At 63.0% G+C, this 15,554-nt stretch carries 14 protein-coding genes and 1 pseudogene; 13 read left to right on the top strand and 2 right to left on the bottom strand.

The features are described 5' to 3' along the window. Positions 1–23 precede the first annotated feature (23 nt). The 6 genes from HPY44_03255 to HPY44_03230 all read left to right on the top strand — a co-directional run bounded on the left by HPY44_03255 (position 24) and on the right by HPY44_03230 (position 4,406). Positions 24–1,037: a GHMP kinase gene (locus tag HPY44_03255; GenBank protein NSW55007.1), complete on the top strand. Its 1,014-nt coding sequence runs from the start codon at positions 24–26 to the stop codon at positions 1,035–1,037. Positions 1,038–1,112: 75 nt separating this feature from the next. Continuing rightward, positions 1,113–2,369 (top strand): adenosylhomocysteinase, encoded by a 1,257-nt coding sequence (locus tag HPY44_03250; protein NSW55006.1) that lies wholly within the window; start codon positions 1,113–1,115, stop codon positions 2,367–2,369. Between the two features lie 15 nt (positions 2,370–2,384). Next, the gene (locus tag HPY44_03245; GenBank protein ID NSW55005.1) at positions 2,385–2,852 is read left to right on the top strand and encodes a universal stress protein; all 468 of its coding nucleotides are present in this window, start codon (positions 2,385–2,387) and stop codon (positions 2,850–2,852) included. 18 nt (positions 2,853–2,870) lie between these two features. After that, the gene (locus HPY44_03240) at positions 2,871–3,059 is read left to right on the top strand and encodes a hypothetical protein (protein ID NSW55004.1); all 189 of its coding nucleotides are present in this window, start codon (positions 2,871–2,873) and stop codon (positions 3,057–3,059) included. Positions 3,060–3,062: 3 nt separating this feature from the next. Further along, entirely contained in the window at positions 3,063–3,998 is a 936-nt protein-coding gene (locus HPY44_03235) for a sulfite exporter TauE/SafE family protein (GenBank protein NSW55003.1), read from the top strand. Positions 3,999–4,100: 102 nt separating this feature from the next. Next, positions 4,101–4,406, top strand: coding sequence for a ferredoxin (locus HPY44_03230; GenBank protein ID NSW55002.1), 306 nt, complete (start codon positions 4,101–4,103; stop codon positions 4,404–4,406). Between the two features lie 124 nt (positions 4,407–4,530). Here the strand turns inward: HPY44_03230 and HPY44_03225 are convergent, their stop codons facing one another. Then, positions 4,531–5,559: a hypothetical protein gene (locus HPY44_03225; GenBank protein NSW55001.1), complete on the bottom strand. Its 1,029-nt coding sequence runs from the start codon at positions 5,557–5,559 to the stop codon at positions 4,531–4,533. Between the two features lie 370 nt (positions 5,560–5,929). Between HPY44_03225 and HPY44_03220 the strand changes: the two genes are divergently transcribed. From HPY44_03220 to HPY44_03190, 7 genes and pseudogenes are all read left to right on the top strand, one after another. Then, on the top strand, positions 5,930–7,813 hold the full coding sequence (locus tag HPY44_03220; protein NSW55000.1) for a hypothetical protein: 1,884 nt from the start codon (positions 5,930–5,932) through the stop codon (positions 7,811–7,813). A 129-nt stretch (positions 7,814–7,942) separates the two neighbouring features. Then, positions 7,943–8,995: a hypothetical protein gene (locus HPY44_03215; GenBank protein NSW54999.1), complete on the top strand. Its 1,053-nt coding sequence runs from the start codon at positions 7,943–7,945 to the stop codon at positions 8,993–8,995. Between the two features lie 178 nt (positions 8,996–9,173). Further along, positions 9,174–9,677: pseudogene (locus tag HPY44_03210) on the top strand (CIA30 family protein). Beyond that, on the top strand, positions 9,678–10,082 hold the full coding sequence (msrB, locus tag HPY44_03205) for a peptide-methionine (R)-S-oxide reductase MsrB (protein NSW54998.1): 405 nt from the start codon (positions 9,678–9,680) through the stop codon (positions 10,080–10,082). 181 nt (positions 10,083–10,263) lie between these two features. Next, entirely contained in the window at positions 10,264–11,220 is a 957-nt protein-coding gene (locus HPY44_03200) for a MoxR family ATPase (protein ID NSW54997.1), read from the top strand. A 1-nt stretch (position 11,221) separates the two neighbouring features. Beyond that, entirely contained in the window at positions 11,222–12,451 is a 1,230-nt protein-coding gene (locus tag HPY44_03195; protein ID NSW54996.1) for a DUF58 domain-containing protein, read from the top strand. Further along, positions 12,441–14,846, top strand: a complete 2,406-nt coding sequence (locus tag HPY44_03190) for a transglutaminase domain-containing protein (protein NSW54995.1) — start codon at positions 12,441–12,443, stop codon at positions 14,844–14,846. The genes HPY44_03195 and HPY44_03190 overlap by 11 nt, the downstream gene beginning before the upstream one ends. Here the strand turns inward: HPY44_03190 and HPY44_03185 are convergent. Further along, complete coding sequence (locus HPY44_03185; GenBank protein ID NSW54994.1) at positions 14,836–15,534, bottom strand: DUF2993 domain-containing protein; 699 nt, start codon at positions 15,532–15,534, stop codon at positions 14,836–14,838. The two genes, HPY44_03190 and HPY44_03185, sit on opposite strands and share 11 nt — an antisense overlap. Positions 15,535–15,554 lie beyond the last annotated feature (20 nt).

Below are 15,554 nucleotides of genomic sequence, written 5' to 3'. Positions count from 1 at the left end.
ACGGCGGCCGAGAGGACGGACCCATGGCAATCTGGCGCGCTCGCAGTCCGGTAAGAGTTGACCTCGCCGGCGGCTGGACCGATGTACCGCCTTTCAGCGCTGAGCAGGGCGGAGCGGTTGTGAACGCCGCCATCTCGCGGTTCTCGTACGCCTCGGTGATACCCACCAGCGACGGCCGACTGCGGCTGGAATCCGCGGACTACGACACCCGTATTGAGGCCCACGGCATCCGCCAGATGGAGTACGACGGCAATCTGGACCTGTTGAAAGCCGCCATCCGGCGCCGCGGGTTCGACCTTGCCGCGCATATCATCACTCGCAGCGAAGCCCCACCGGGATCGGGCACCGGTTCATCCGCCTCCATGGGCGTGACCATGGTCGGTATCATCGACTACCTGCAGGGCAATGACGTGGACCGGATGGAAATCGCGGCCCTGGCAAACCTTCTGGAAGTCGAGGAACTGGGGATACCGGGAGGTAAGCAGGACCAGTATGCCGCGGCACTTGGCGGCATCAATTTCATGCAGTTCCGGGACCCGGAAGTGACCGTGGAGCCCATTAGCCTGCCCAAGGATTTCCTCCTGGAGCTTGAAAAGCACCTGCTGCTGGTGTATACCGGCAAGTCCCGGCTGTCGGGAGATCTCATCAACCGCGTCATGGGTGCATACCAGCGCGGGGAAGCCGGTGTGGCCGAGGCGCTTATGAACATCCGGCAGGCTGCCGCCGACATGCGCGACGCCTTGATGGCCCGGGACCTGCAGGCCGTGGGCAGGTTGCTGGACTTCAACTGGGAGAACCAGAAGCGCCTGTACTCCGAGATGACCACGCCGAAGATCGAAGCCTTGTTCGAGATCGCTCGGCCCGAGGGAATGCTCGGTGGCAAGGCGTGCGGCGCCGGAGGCGGTGGCTGCATTCTCCTGCTGTGCGAGCCTGACTCTGAACACCGTGTCCGGCGTGCCGTGGAGGATCTCGGCGGCACCGTCATTGAGTTCCAGTTCGACCATTCAGGTCTGCAAGTCTGGACGTCGCAGGCATAGGCGCACCGAGCCGGGAAGAACCGAACTGGACGAACACCGCTCGCACTGCGCGGGTGAACACGAGGAGACCGATCCATGGGATACGATGTCGCCGACCTGAACCTCGCCGCTGAAGGCAAGCTGCGCATTGAGTGGGCCGACCGCCAGATGGCAGTCGTGCAGTCCATCCGCGCCCGCTTCGAGAAGGAGAAGCCACTGGCCGGCCAGCGCATCGGTGCCTGCCTGCATGTGACCAGCGAAACCGCCAATCTCTGCCGCACCCTTGCCGCGGGTGGCGCAGAAGTGCTCCTGTGCGCAAGCAATCCGCTGTCCACCCAGGACCCGGTGGCCGCGTCTCTCGTGCAAGACTACGGCATCAGCACCTATGCGATCCACGGCGAGGACAGCGAGAGTTACTACCGGCACATTCACGCGATCCTCGACGCGAAGCCGACCATCACCATCGACGACGGCTGCGACGTCATCGCCACCATTCACTCTTCTCGCACCGAACTGATTCCGGGGATCCTTGGCGGCATGGAGGAGACCACCACCGGCGTCATCCGCCTGCGCGCGATGGCTGCTGACGGCGCCCTCAAGTACCCGATCATCGCGGTGAATGATGCGAAGACCAAGTGCCTGTTCGACAACTACTATGGCACCGGGCAAAGCACCATCGACGGCATCCTGCGCGCCACGAATATCCTCCTCGCGGGACGCAATGTGGTGGTCTGCGGCTACGGACAGTGCGGCAAAGGCGTGGCCGCACGCGCCGCAGGCATGGGAGCGCGGGTCATCATTGTGGAAGTCGACCCCATCGAAGCATTGCGAGCAGCCATGGACGGCTATCAGGTCATGCCCATCGCGAAGGCGGCTGAAATGGGGGACGTGTTCATCACCGTGACCGGCGATAAGCACATCATCCGCGGCGAGCATTTCGAAGTCATGCGCGATGGCGCGATCCTGTGCAACAGCGGGCATTTCGACGTGGAGGTCGACCTCGTGGCCCTTGCCGAAATGGCCACGGACAAGAGAATCGTCCGCCACGAGACCGAGAAGTACACTCTCGCCGACGGCAGATCCATCTTCGTCCTCGGGCAGGGCCGTCTGGTCAATCTCGCGTCCGCCGAGGGTCACCCGGCGTCGGTCATGGACATGAGCTTCGCCAACCAGGCTCTGTGCGCCGAGTACATGACCTTGCACCACGACAAGCTGGATGTCGCGGTGCACACCGTTCCGGTGGAGATCGACCAGCAGGTGGCGCTGCTCAAGCTCCAGGCAATGGGCATCGAGATCGACACACTCACCGCCGAGCAGCAGGAATACCTGGCCAGCTGGCACATGGGCACCTGAGGCAGGGGAAGACCAATGAACAAGCCCGTGCTGCTGGCGTTGTCCACCTTCCGGCGCGACATAGCTGAGATCGAGGAAGCTCTCGCAACTTGCGAAGAGACCAATGCGCCGCTCGTTGCTGTGTTCGTCGTGGATATCAATCTCGCGCGCTACTTCGCCGACTCCGGGGTCATGGCAGGCACAAGCCTGCGCGAGGAGATGGAGAAGGGCATCATGGATGAGCACAAGGCCGAGGCGCAGGAGGCCCTGGATCTTGTGGCGAAGCTCGCGGCCGAGCGCAATCTCCCGTGCCGCACCGAAATGCGGGTGGGGCGGTTTGCCGTGGAAGTGCGAGACCTCGTCGAACAGATCGACCCTGCGGTTCTCATCTTGACGCGAGCCGGGCGGCCCGACTGGCTGCGTAAGCTCTTCGGCTCACCGGTGGACAGGCTCTGCGAAGAACTGCAGGGCAAGTGCGAGATTCGCATCGTGCGCAAACGCTGAACTGTGAAAGACTGCCCCGTGGACTTCCTGAAATTCGTGGCCGACATCTCTTTGGACGCGCAGCCTGACCTGCCGGGCTTCCAGGCCCGGCCGCTCTATGTGGTGCTGAGCGTCGTCGCGCCCCTCATTTTCGGCATGTTGGTTAGCCAGGTGCTGCGGGTCGTGGAGACGGTCCTCGAGTCCGGCTTTCGCTGGGGGGACCGATAGCCCGTGGTGGACCTTCCCCTCGCCGGCATCCAGGTCTCCGGTCCGCTTATGGTACTCCTGGGGCTGGTGATCGGGATACTCTCAGGGTTCTTCGGGGTCGGCGGCGGCTTCCTGCTCACCCCCATGCTCAACGCCCTGTTCGGTATTCCGTATACCGTTGCCGTGGGCTCCAGCTTGTCGCAGATGATCGGCCTGAGCGCCACGGCATCCATCCGACACGCGCGCCTCGGGAATATCGACTACCGCCTGGGTGTTCTCATGCTCGTGGGTTCGGCGCTGGGAGCGGAAGGTGGCGCGGAGGTCCTGGGCCTGCTCAAACGCCTGGGCACCGTCTCTGTTTTCGGCGCCAACGTGCCCCTGATCACCCTGGTCATGAGCCTCGTCTACATAGTCCTGCTCAGCAGCGTGGGCCTCTCAGTGGGCATGGAAGCCCTGCGTTGCTCACGCCGCGGCGAGTGCACTCCGGCGGAGCCCCGCACGCCGATCATGCGCCTGCTCCACGCCATCAAGCTGCGGCCGCTGGTCAGCCTGCCCGTCTCGGGGATCGACTCCATCTCGATCTGGGTCATCATTGGTGTCGGGGTGGTAGTGGGTTTCCTCAGTGGGATGCTGGGGGTTGGAGGGGGGTTCATCCTTATGCCCCTGCTGATCTACGCCATCGGCTGCCCGACCGTGATTTCCATCGGGACCGGCATGTTCCAGACGATTTTCACCGCTGCCTACGGGACCTACGCCCATGCCATGCGCGGCCACGTGGACCTGCCCCTGGTGCTTCTCATGCTTCTTGGGTCATCCGTCGGCGCTCACATCGGCGCGGGGCTTACCCGCCGGTTTGATGCAGCGCGCGTTCGCGGCGGCTTCGCAATACTCACCGCCGTCGGGGTTATCATCGTCCTTGCCAAACTCTTGTCCGTCTTCGCCGAGAGCCAGCCTCAATAGACCTGCCGCGCCGCCTTTGGGATACCTGCGAACCCGAAGACCCTCTTGACCGTCTACCTTGATGTATTGCATAGTTATGCATCGACGGTAGGTGGAGGTAACATGAACACCGAGAAAGCGCGAGACAGAAGAGAGTTCATCGGGGACCTGTGCCGGCTCGTCATCGCCGCTCCCCTCGTGGTTGGGGCAGGGAGTATCGCCGGCGCCGACCAGTTGGCCACGGCAAAGACCAAAGTCATCGCGGCCAAGTGTACTGGCTGCGGCAAGTGCGTTCGGGTCGCGACCAAGACCTTCGCAATGGATGCTCGCACCCGCAAGGCGTATGTGAAGAACCCCTCCGGGGACCCGGTTCCGGTGATCCGCAAGGCAGCCGGCATCTGTAGAGCGAATGCGATCGTGGCACCGTAGGCGTGTTCTACCGGTCAGGGTGCGGGTCCCACACCGCGCCCTGCCTGGTGTGCTCTCAGCGGGGAACACTGCTCCGGCGTCAGAAACGCCGGCGCAGAACCGCACTGCCAGTCCTCTTCACTATTCACCGCGAATGGGCGATATTCCAGACCTTCTTCGCAGTGTCGTACATCGTGTGCAGATTTGGCCCCTTGGCCTCGCGCGGGATGCACTCGCCGGAATTGAGGATCATCCCACCCGAAGCCGCAAGTCTCACAAGCCTGTCCGTCTCCGCCGCCACCTGGGAGGCGCTCCCCAATTGCAGGAGCCCGATTGGGTCCACATTGCCCATGATCGCCACGCCGGGTAGTTCCGGTTTCGCCTTCGCCATGTCCATCCCCGGCCCGATGCTCAGAACTGAGGGCTCGGTCAGTGCTTGAGCCTTGAGACCCTCCAGTTTCTCCTCGCTGTTGTGCAGGAACACGAAAGCGCCCGCTTCCTTGAAAGCCCGTGTTACCCTCAGGCACGGCTCAAGCGCCCATTCCTCATACTGCTGCGGGCTCATGAGGTGAGTGGAAGCATTGCAGTCGCCCAGCCAGAGCGCGTGGGCGCCGGCCTCGATCTGCGCAAGGCCCACGCTGAGCGCGAGTTCCTCGGTGAACTTCATGGCGTCGCGCACCAACTGGGGGTCATCCATCATCATCATGTAGGTCTCGGCCATGCCGAAGATGAGCGTCACCGCCGAGAACGGCGCGCCGATCCGCCCGGTGACGCAGGCATTGTCGCCAGCCGCGGATCGCAGCCCATGGATCGCCTCCAGCAGCATGGGCAGCCTGGCATCGCGCGTGGCATCGGGCACCTTCAGGGACGACAGTGTCTCGCGGTCGAAGGGCAGGAAGCCGCACACTGCCGGGACGATGTCTTCTCCTGCCTGCACTTCCACGCCAAGGGGTTCGAACTCCAAGGTGTCGTCCACGTGCAGCCAGAACCAGTCCCAGCCGAACCTCTCGCGCACGAGGAGCTGGGTCTCCACAATGGTCTCCGAATCACGGATGTACTCTTCGTAGTGCAGGTCGGCATAGTGGGCGTCGAACTCCTGGGACAGCGCGAAAACCGGCAGGTCTCGCGGGACCTCGAGGTTCACGCATGCCTGGATGTTCTCGATGAGGGTCATTGGTGAGGGCTCCTTTGGCGGTTGTGCGGCTGTCCATCAGCCCAGCATGATCAGCGCTTCCCGGCTTCGTCATCTCTGTCCGGCGGTCCCGCCGCCGGTTTGCTGTCGATCCGTCACGTGGGCAGGCCAAGACGCGGCAGGATGATCCACTGCAAGATTAGCCATATCAGGAAGATGCCGCCGATTGCGAGCAGGGGTATCCAGGTATCCATGCCGTGCCACCTCCCTTTCGCGCTGAGGCGCACTCCTCACCCCTTCGTTCCATCATTTCTCCGCAAGCCCTGCTCTATCCTGCCCCTTGCCTTTGCACCTTGTCGCGCGAACCTTTATCATATCGGCGTGCACAACCCAAGATACGGAGGCCCTACCCATGCTCCGCACAATCTTCGCCACTTCTCTGCTGGCCGTCGTTTCGCCGCTCCTGGCGCAGATCAGTCCCTTCGGCATCTGCTCCCACCTCCACGCAGGCAACGAACATCGCGACCACGATGCCCAGCTTGCGATGATGGACACTGCGGGCATCCGTTTCGCCCGTGCCGACTTCTCGTGGGGCTATTTCGAGCGCAGCAATGACGACTGGCGCTTTGAGGTGTACGATACCATCGTCGCCGCCTCGAAGAAGCACAACGTCACGATCCTCCCGATTCTGTGCTACAACGTGGACTGGGCATTTCCCGCTCACGAACACCTGGAGGACTGGTGCGACTACGTGCGCACCGTGGTCAGCCGCTACAAGAGCGACCTCAGGTATTGGGAAGTCTGGAACGAGCCGAACATCGGCTTTTGGAAGCCCAGCCCCGACCCTGCCCAGTACACCGATTTGCTCAAGGCCACCTACAGGACCATCAAGGAGATCGACCCGAGCCTCGTCGTTCTCTACGGCGGCACCGCGGGCATTCCCTTCGACTTCATCCGCAAGACCTTCGAGCTTGGGGCCCACGACTACTTCGACGTCATGGCCGTTCACCCGTACCGCTATCCGCAGGTGCCGGAGCAGGCGCAGATCACGACCGACTTGCAGAAGACCTGGGCGCTGCTCGAGGAGTTCGGCGGCCGCAAGCCCATTTGGATCACCGAGTTCGGCTGGCCCACCCACATCACCCCTTCCGCAGACCCGGCCTTCTTCGCCCAGCTCATCCGCTACTCCGCAAGGCTGCGGTTCCCCGAAACCCAGTCCTTCAAGGTCGCCGTGCTGCACGCTCCCGGCGTGCCCGGCTTCGGCACGCTCGGGCCGGCGGTGAACGAGGCGCTCAACAAGCTCGATGGTTTTTCCAGCCGGTTGGCAGGACTGGAGGAGCTGCCGGACATCGACCCGAAGGACACGCAGGTCGTGGTCATGCCCACCGGCGAGCACTATCCCGCGGATGATTTCCCGGCCATGCTGGCATACGTGAAGGATGGTGGGCTCCTTGCGCATCTCGGTGGGGTTCCTTTCTACTACGCCCAGCGCAAGGAGGACGGTGAGTGGAAGGGTCCCCATGCCGGGGAAGCGGCCCGGGGCCCGTTGCACGTGGGTTGGAAGGCCTGGTGGACCGAAGAGGGCCTGCCCGAGGAGGCCGGTGACACGCGCCTGCTTGCGCCCGAAGATTCCGGCATCATCCTGCCGCCCAACGTGAAGAGTACACGCTGGCTCACTGATGCCCGATTGCAGGGCAATGACAAGTTCGTGCCCCTGCTCGCGGCCTACAATGGCGATAAGCTCATTGGTTACCCTGTGGCCCTGTACTTGTACGACAGCGACCTCAAGGGCGCCTTCCTGGGCACGATTCTCAGCACGGGGGGAAGCGGAGTCACCGAAGACGTTCAGGCCCTGTATCTCCCCCGCGCCTACATGCTCACCCTCGGCGAGGGCCTGGAGCATGTCATGTGGTATGAGTTCCGCGATGGCGGCGATGACGCGACCTACAACGAGCATCGTTTTGGCATCGTCCGCAATGATCTCACGCCCAAGCCCGCCTACCGCTCATTCCAGGTCATGACGCAGGCCCTGGGCGTGGGGAAGTTCGTCGAGAAGCTCGATCTTGGGGAGGGCAACTACGGCTACGTTTTCGATGCCGGCCAGTCTCGCACCGTGGCCCTGTGGCGCGCTGAGGGAGCACAGCGCGTGCGCCTGCGCATCACCGGCAACAATCTCGAAGCCTGCGATTACCAGGGCAACGCCGTCACCCTGCGCGTGGATGAGGGCGAGACTGAGGTCGAGATCAGCCCGGGCGTCATCTACATCACCGGACTGGAGGCCGTTGAGGCGCTGTAGTTCGGCGACTGCTGGAGAGGACATCCTGCCGCCTGCGGCCAATAATGGACCTTCGCCAACCGTGCCCCGCGAGACCAGCCTGCGGGGCGCGGGCGAAGGGACCTTTACTTTCCTGGAGAACCCGATCCCATGACCCCGCGCGAGCGAATCCTTGCCGCCATTGAGTTCACAGGGCCGGACCGCTGCCCCATTCAGCACTACATCTTCCCCGGTGCGCTTTGGAAGCACGGGCAGAAGCTCATCGACCTTACTGAGAAGTATCCCGATGACTTCGGCAATGCTGCAATCAAGGCCAATCTCAATGCGCCGCGCGAGGAGGGCCAGACTGAAAACGATATCGTGGAGTGGACCGATGCGTGGGGCACCGTCTGGCGCAGGTTGCGCGGATACACATCGGGCGAGGTGCTGCGTCCCGCTATCCCCGACTGGGACGCCTGGAAGACCTACCAGTTCCCTCCCCTTCCCCCGGACGAGCATTTTGAGGAGTTCGCGGCCCAGGTCAAACAGCGGCATCCCGAGGAGTTCGTCATGGGCTCCGGCTGCGGGTTCTTCCAGCTTATGCAGCACATGCGCGGCAATGCCAACTACTACATGGACCTTGCCGAAGACAACGAGGGCGTCAACGAACTGGCCGACCGCATGGTGGAGCGCAATCTGTATCACATCGAGCGATATGTGAAGGCCGGTGCGGATTGCATCCAGTTCGGCGACGACTGGGGATCCCAGGATTCCCTGCTGATTCACCCCGACATGTGGCGGCGGTTCTTCAAACCCCGCTACAAGAAGATGTTCGAAGTGGCCCGAGACGCCGGCGTCCATGTCTGGTTCCACACAGACGGCTGGATACTGGAGATCATTGACGACCTCATCGAGATCGGTGTCACCCTGCTCAACCCCCAGCACTCGTGCATGGATACGAAGCGAGTGGGCGAGATTTGCGGTGGCCGCGTCTGCATCCGCACGGACATCGACCGCCAGTGGGTCATTCCTTTCGGCACGCCCGATGATGTGGTGAACGCGGTAAAGGAGGCCATCGAGGCTTTCGGCACGTTCAATGGCGGGGTGATGCTCCACGGCGAGGTCGGTCAAGAAGTGCCGTTCGAGAACATCGAAGCGCTCTATTCGGCCTTCTACGAGTATGGGAAGTACCCGCTGGACTGGCTGGGGAGGAGCAGCCCGTAACGCCAGAGTCCGAGTTTCGGCAGGAAGCAGAGCGGGTAGACGATAAGGTCAGACGATAGTTTCAGTTGCAGGAGTTGCGGAGGAGGTGCGGTCGATGTTGAGGCGTCTGAATCTTGTCGCGACTGCTCTTGCTATGGTGGGACTGTTCGCGGTGGACGGGGATTGTGCGGGTGAGCCCATGACAAGGAAAACCGTGTTTCAGTTCAACGGCTCCACGGACGAGCCGCGCTGGCAGATTGTCAACGATACCGTTATGGGTGGGGTATCGGACAGCACCTTTACTTTCACCGGCAAGTCCACGGCGGTCTTTGCCGGGAATGTTTCCCTGGAGAACAACGGGGGCTTCGCGTCGGTCAGGTCAGCCCCGAAGGACCTGGACCTTGACGGCAACGAAGGAGTTCTTCTCCGCGTCAAGGGTGATGGCAAGGCCTACAAGTTGTCCGCGCGTCAGGACGCGCTGTTCGACGGGACGACATACCAGGCCACTTTCCCAACTCGACCCGAGGAATGGATCACCCTTCAAGTACCCTTCCGGTACATGGTCCCTACTTTCCGCGGGGTGACCTTGCGCAACAGGCCGCCTCTTGATGCCTCGCGCGTCCAGTCCTTCGGCTTCCTCATCAGTGACAAGCAAGCCGGTCCCTTCCGCCTGGAGATCGATTGGATCGTGGCGTACCGCGCGGTGCGGGAGCCTGAGCGGCTCACCCGTTCCGATGCCGAATGGCGCGAGATCCTCACGCCGCTGCAGTACCACATCACACGCGAGAAGGGCACCGAGGAGGCCTTCACTGGCCAGTACCATGCAAACAGAGCCGACGGCCTTTACAGTTGCGTGGCTTGCGGGAACGCCCTGTTTCTCTCGGCCGCAAAATTCGACACCGACACCGGGTGGCCCAGCTTCTACACGCCTTTGTCCGAGACACGGATTGATGAGCAGCCTGACACAAGTCTCGGCCTGGAGCGCACGGAAGTGCTCTGCGCGCGATGTGGGGCCCATCTGGGACATGTGTTCCAGGACGGACCTCCACCGACGGGCCTGCGGTACTGCATGAATTCCGCCGCCCTCATTTTCGCGCCCGCGGAATGACGTCCTGGGCCAGGTTGCCTCGGCTCGACCGGTGTGCCGCGCCTGCAGGGGGAGGGACGTTACCGCCAGGGTGGCAGGTGTCGCGCCTGCGCCCCCCGGCCTGTTTCACCCCGCTGCGAACCTTCCGTCCCGGATCGGTGTTCTTTCTGGTCAAGACCCCAATTCACCGAAGGGCAATCCCATGAGCGATCACGAACTCAATCTGCTGACGCAACGCCTCATCGAGAATGTAGAGACGGTGATCGTCGGCAAGCGTAGCGCCGTTGAGCTATCCGTGGCCACGCTGCTGTCCGGCGGCCATATGCTCATCGAGGATATCCCCGGCGTGGGCAAGACCATGCTTGCCCGGGCTCTGGCGGGGTCTATCGGTGGCCAGTTCAAACGCATCCAGTTCACTCCGGACCTGCTCCCCGCGGACATCACCGGCGTCTCGATCTACAATCAGGACGAGCGCGCCTTCGAATTCGTGCACGGCCCGATTTTCGCCAACGTTGTTCTCGCCGACGAGATCAACCGCGCTACGCCCAAGTCACAGTCGGCGCTGCTCGAGGCGATGGAGGAGTTCCAGGTCACCGCGGACGGCCAGACGCGCCACCTGCCCCGGCCGTTCTTTGTCATCGCCACCGAGAATCCCATTGAATACGAGGGCACTTTCTCCCTGCCCGAAGCCCAGCTTGACCGCTTCATGTCTCGGGTCAGCATAGGCTACCCGAGTCATGACGAAGAGGTGGACGTGCTCTCGCGCCAGATGCTGGTGCACCCGATCGAGCGTCTCAGCCCCGTACTCTCCACGCAGGACGTTGCCGCCGTTCAGGAAGCGGTCCGCGAAATCGAGGTGGACGATTCTCTCAAACATTACGCGGTCAAGATTGTTGGCGAGACCCGCACCCATCCTGATGTCGAGCTTGGCGCCAGCCCCCGCGGTTCGATCGCGCTGGTCCGCCTGTCCCAGGCGCTCGCGGCAATCTCCGGGCGCAGCTACATCATCCCGGACGATGTGAAGCGCGTTGCTGTGCCGGCGTTGGCACATCGCGTGGTAGTCAAGCCTGACCGTCGCATCCAGGGCGTGACTTCCGAGCGCATCGTGCTGGAGATCCTCGATTCCGTAACCGTGCCTATCAGCGAGGGCGTGAGGTAGCTTGCTCATCGGCAAACGCCAGGCGCTCCTGTGGGGCCCGCTTTTCCTGTTCATCGTGGCCTTTGTGCTGCACGTGAACCAGATGTTCATCATGTTCGCGGCACTGGGGCTGCTTGGTCCTGTTTCTTATGCCCTCGGACGGCGAAAGCTGGCGGAGATCCGCGTGGAGCGCTACGGGCGTTCGGTAATGACCGCCGGTGAACGCGGCAGTGTGCACCTGACGGTCCGCAATGAGGGGCGGCTTCGCCAGTTTTTCGTGGTCGTGCGAGACCAACTTCCCGACGGGCTCGAGAGTCCCGAAGGCGGACAGGTGTTGGTGGCTGACCTGCCGGCGGAGTCCGACCGGCGAATGTCCTATAGCCTGTTCGCACGGCGACGCGGGGTTTTCAAGGTCGGGCCGCCAGTGCTCGAAGCTTCAGACTACCTGGGTCTATACCGCTTCACGCGAAGGGGAGAGCGTGCCGCTGAGGTCCTCGTCTACCCCCGTGCGATACCCATCCCAAATCTCTGGCCGCGCGCCCTGTCGGGACGCACCCCCCACAAGGCCTCCCGCCGGGTCATCGGCCCCAGCCTTGAGTTCTTCAGCCTGCGTGACTACCTCCCCGGTGACGACCTGCGACATATCAACTGGAAATCCTCGGCCAAGCGCGACAAGCTGACTGTGGTGCAGACGGAGCAGATCGAGGCCAATGAATGTGTGATCGCGGTGGACCTGTCCGCCGCGAGTCACGCAGGGACCGGGGACATCGCCACCGTGGAGTATGCCGCGACCCTTGCGGCCTCCCTTGCGAACGAGGCGCTGGGCAGAGGCTCAAACGTGGGTCTCATCGCTCAGGGCAAGGTAGACCACAGCGTTATCGTATCAGGCAATCCCCGGCAGCAGGTGCTGTTGCTCGAGTCCCTGGCGAGGATCGTCCCCGACGGGGAGCACTCTTTCGCCGACGTGGTCTCCACACATGAGGACCAGCTGCCGCCGGGATCTGTCGTGGCGGTGATCTCTCCCTCGGTCGGCCCCGAGGCGATCGCCTGCGCGGCGAGACTGCGGGCGCTGGGGCACCCCGTTTCGTGGTTCGCTATTGCGGCCCACACCTTCCCGGGAAGCAAGGCTGACCCGGCCGAGTATGAAAGAACGCTGGCCGGTCTGGCAGCCCACGGCTTCCGGGTCTACCGGATCACGGGCGACCTGCCCCTGGAAACCAGCCTCTGGAGGAGGGCCGGTCGTGGCGGCTGAGAACTTCCCGCAGCAGACGACCGGTGCGGCACCGGCTCTTGGCTCCGCGCGTGAGCGGGCAGCGTACCTGCTGCCCCTCCTGCTCGCGGCTTTCGTCGCGGCTCACGCAGCGGCAGGAGCCATCAGCATCACCACCAATGAGCCTGCCTACGAGCTGGTGCTTCATCTCCTGCTGACCCTCGCCATGATCTGCAGCTACCTGGGGGTGCGCATCGGCCGAAGCTTCGCCGCACTCGGCGCGGTCGTCATGCTCGTGGCCTTCGCCACCTATGGCCTGCGCTTCGATCAGGCGATGCCGTTCATGCCCCTCATCTACCCGATGGAGGTGCTCGGCGACGACGAGGTGAGCCTTGCCGCGCTCTGCGCGTGGTTCCTGGTGGGCTTCTGCTTCATGCAAAACCAGCGCGAGAATCTGGTTTTCGTGTTTGTTCCGGGTCTCGCCGTTTTCGGCCTCATGGCCACCCGGAATCTCAACCCCGAGCTTCTTGTGTCCTTCATGGTGTTCATGTCAGCGTCGGTCTACTGCTGGGGCTACGACCATTTTCTGCGCGCAGCGGAGACGGCCGGACGGCGACTAGACTGGCGCCACTGGGCGCGGGCCCACGTGTCCGGCGCCGCGCTGGTGTTCGTCCTCGCGGCGCTGGGCGGCCTGCTCGTGGGCAATGCACTCTACTACGCTACCCCCCGCATGTACACCGGGTTCGGCCTCCAGCAACGGATCTGGAACTACGCCGGCGCGCACGTGCAGGGATACTTCCTGTTCCGGGACGGGTTCGAGATCGGCGCCGGGCCAATCCGCCTGTCGCAGGAGCCGGTGCTGAAGGTCAAGGCTGATGAATTGCATCTGTGGCGGGGCCGCGTCTACGATTTCTACGACGGAGAAGGTTGGGAACGCAGCGACCGATCTCAGCTGAGGGTCGTCAAGACTGAAGATGACACATTCCTTCTACGTACGCTGGTGAAGCCGCGGGGCCCGGCGGGGGTTTCTGAACCCATCGTCGACCAAGCCACCGGACAGAGCGGGCCCGCACCCGAACCCGGCGGCCCGATACCAATGGCGCCGATGCCCGGGCCGCCGCCCATGGCCGGCGGTCCACATCAGGCTCCGGGCGCACCCGGACCGAGCCCCGGCGTCGGACCTTTCGGCCCCGGTTCAGGCGGCCCACCCATGATGCCGCCAACCCCGGCCGCGCCTCCGATTCCCCCGCCTACGTGGACCCTGGCGCCTCTGAAAGGCCGGGAGTTCAAGCAGGTGTTCGAGGTCGTCGGTTCATCCACCGTCGGCCTCTTCGGTGCATCCTTCCCTGAAAGACTCAAGTTCGGCCCACCGATGGGTCCTGTCTCGCCGGCACGCCGCGGCGGCGTAGCCACAGACTCCACCGGATCGATCCAGACCACGTCGGTCATGAACGTGGGGCAGACCTACACCGTCTGGTCGCGCATCCCCGACTTCACCCCGGACCAGCTGCGCGCCGCAAGAAGGGAACGCTACCCCAGGGAGTTCCGACAGCGCTACATTGAGCAGAACAGTGCCGAGGTCGCTACCGAGCTCAGCCCGCTGGTGAAGTCCATCACCCGCGGCCTCACCAATGACTTCGACAAAGCCCGAGCGATCCAGGATTATCTCGAGAAACGCTGCCTGTATACACTCGATGTGCCCTTCACGCCCGTGGGCAGGGACCGGGTGGTGTATTTCGTCAAGTCCAGCCGCCGAGGAGCCTGTGACCTGTTCTCCAGCGCTATGGCTCTCATGTGTCGGCTTGCCGGGATCCCGGCTCGCGTGGCTACCGGGTTCAACCGCGGCGAGTGGAGTGCACAGGATCAGGCCATCATCGTGCGTGGCAGCGATGCTCACGCCTGGGTGGAGGTGTACTTCGGAGAGCTCGGGTGGGTTCCTTTCGACCTTGTAGCTGAACGCACGCTGGAGACCTCTAGCTGGGCCTCGCTGCTGGAGATGGGACAGTGGCGGCTCGCGGCTCGACGGTTCCTGCGGGTGCTCCTCGGCGGCCTGGTGGTCGCGGCCTGTATCTATCTGGCGGCGACGGCCTTGGTGGACCCGCGCACCTATCTCGCCTCCGCAATGGGGCGTTGGCGACGACGTCGAAATCCTTTGGCGCTGCTGGCTTTCGAATATGAGGGGCTCCTGCGGGGGATCGCTCGCAGGGGACACATCCGTCACTGGCGGCCGCTCACGCCGCTGGAATTGATCGCTTCGGTGACCCAGGGTACGAAATGGCGTTCGAGCCCGGACCTGATGGCCGAACTCGAACGCCTCACCCAGAACTTCTACAGACTGCGCTATTCCAGCCGCCGAACAAGCGGGCAACTCCTGGAGCTAAGGAAGGACATCAGGCGACTGGCTCGTGCGCTGAAGCGCGCTCATCTCAGCCGATGACCTCGATATAGGTCGGTGTGATCTTGATGGTCTTCAGTTTCGGCTGCAGCGGCATCTTGCGCATGTCCAGCACCGGGTTCAAGCTGCCCAGGAACTTGTTGACGATGCCAATGGGCACCCCGAGAATGCCGATGCTGGCTTGTGTCGGTTTGAAGTGCAGCTCATAGTTGTTCTTGATCTCCACCGTGCCGGTGAGCTTGATGTTCACCTTGTACTTGCCGGTGAAGGTCACTTCCCCGTCGCCGAAATCCGCCTTGAGGTTTTGGATGGATGACTTCTTCAGGGCAAGCAGCCGGTTTACGTCTGCCTCCATGAGCTTCACGTGGGCCGATGTGCTGCCGGAGTTGACGACCCGCAGCTTCTTGCGCTTGACCAGTTCGTTCACGTCAATCTGGACATCCCGCGCGGACATTGAGAAGTCCACAAGCTTGACCTTATCTTCCTTTTCCTCGGCCCAGTCCGCGCTCATCGCCAGATAAGCGAACTGCCCCTTCTGTGTGCGTGCAGAGCTACTGTAGGGTTTGACCGTGATCTTCAGGTTCTTGGTGATCCACTTCTCATCGATCTTGGCCCTCAGCACCTTCTCGGCCATTTCTGTGGAGATCGCAGCCCAGGCAACGCCGGCCACGAAAGCCGTAATGCACAGCGCTATCACGACCGCGGCGTACCCCGTACGCAGCTTACCCATCCTTGGCACCTGCCTTTCCG

The organism is Armatimonadota bacterium (genome assembly GCA_013314775.1).
Classification (GTDB): Bacteria; Armatimonadota; Zipacnadia; order Zipacnadales; family JABUFB01; genus JABUFB01.
The sequence above is the reverse complement of the archived record's forward strand: the minus strand, read 5'-3'. Positions and strand labels throughout refer to the sequence as shown.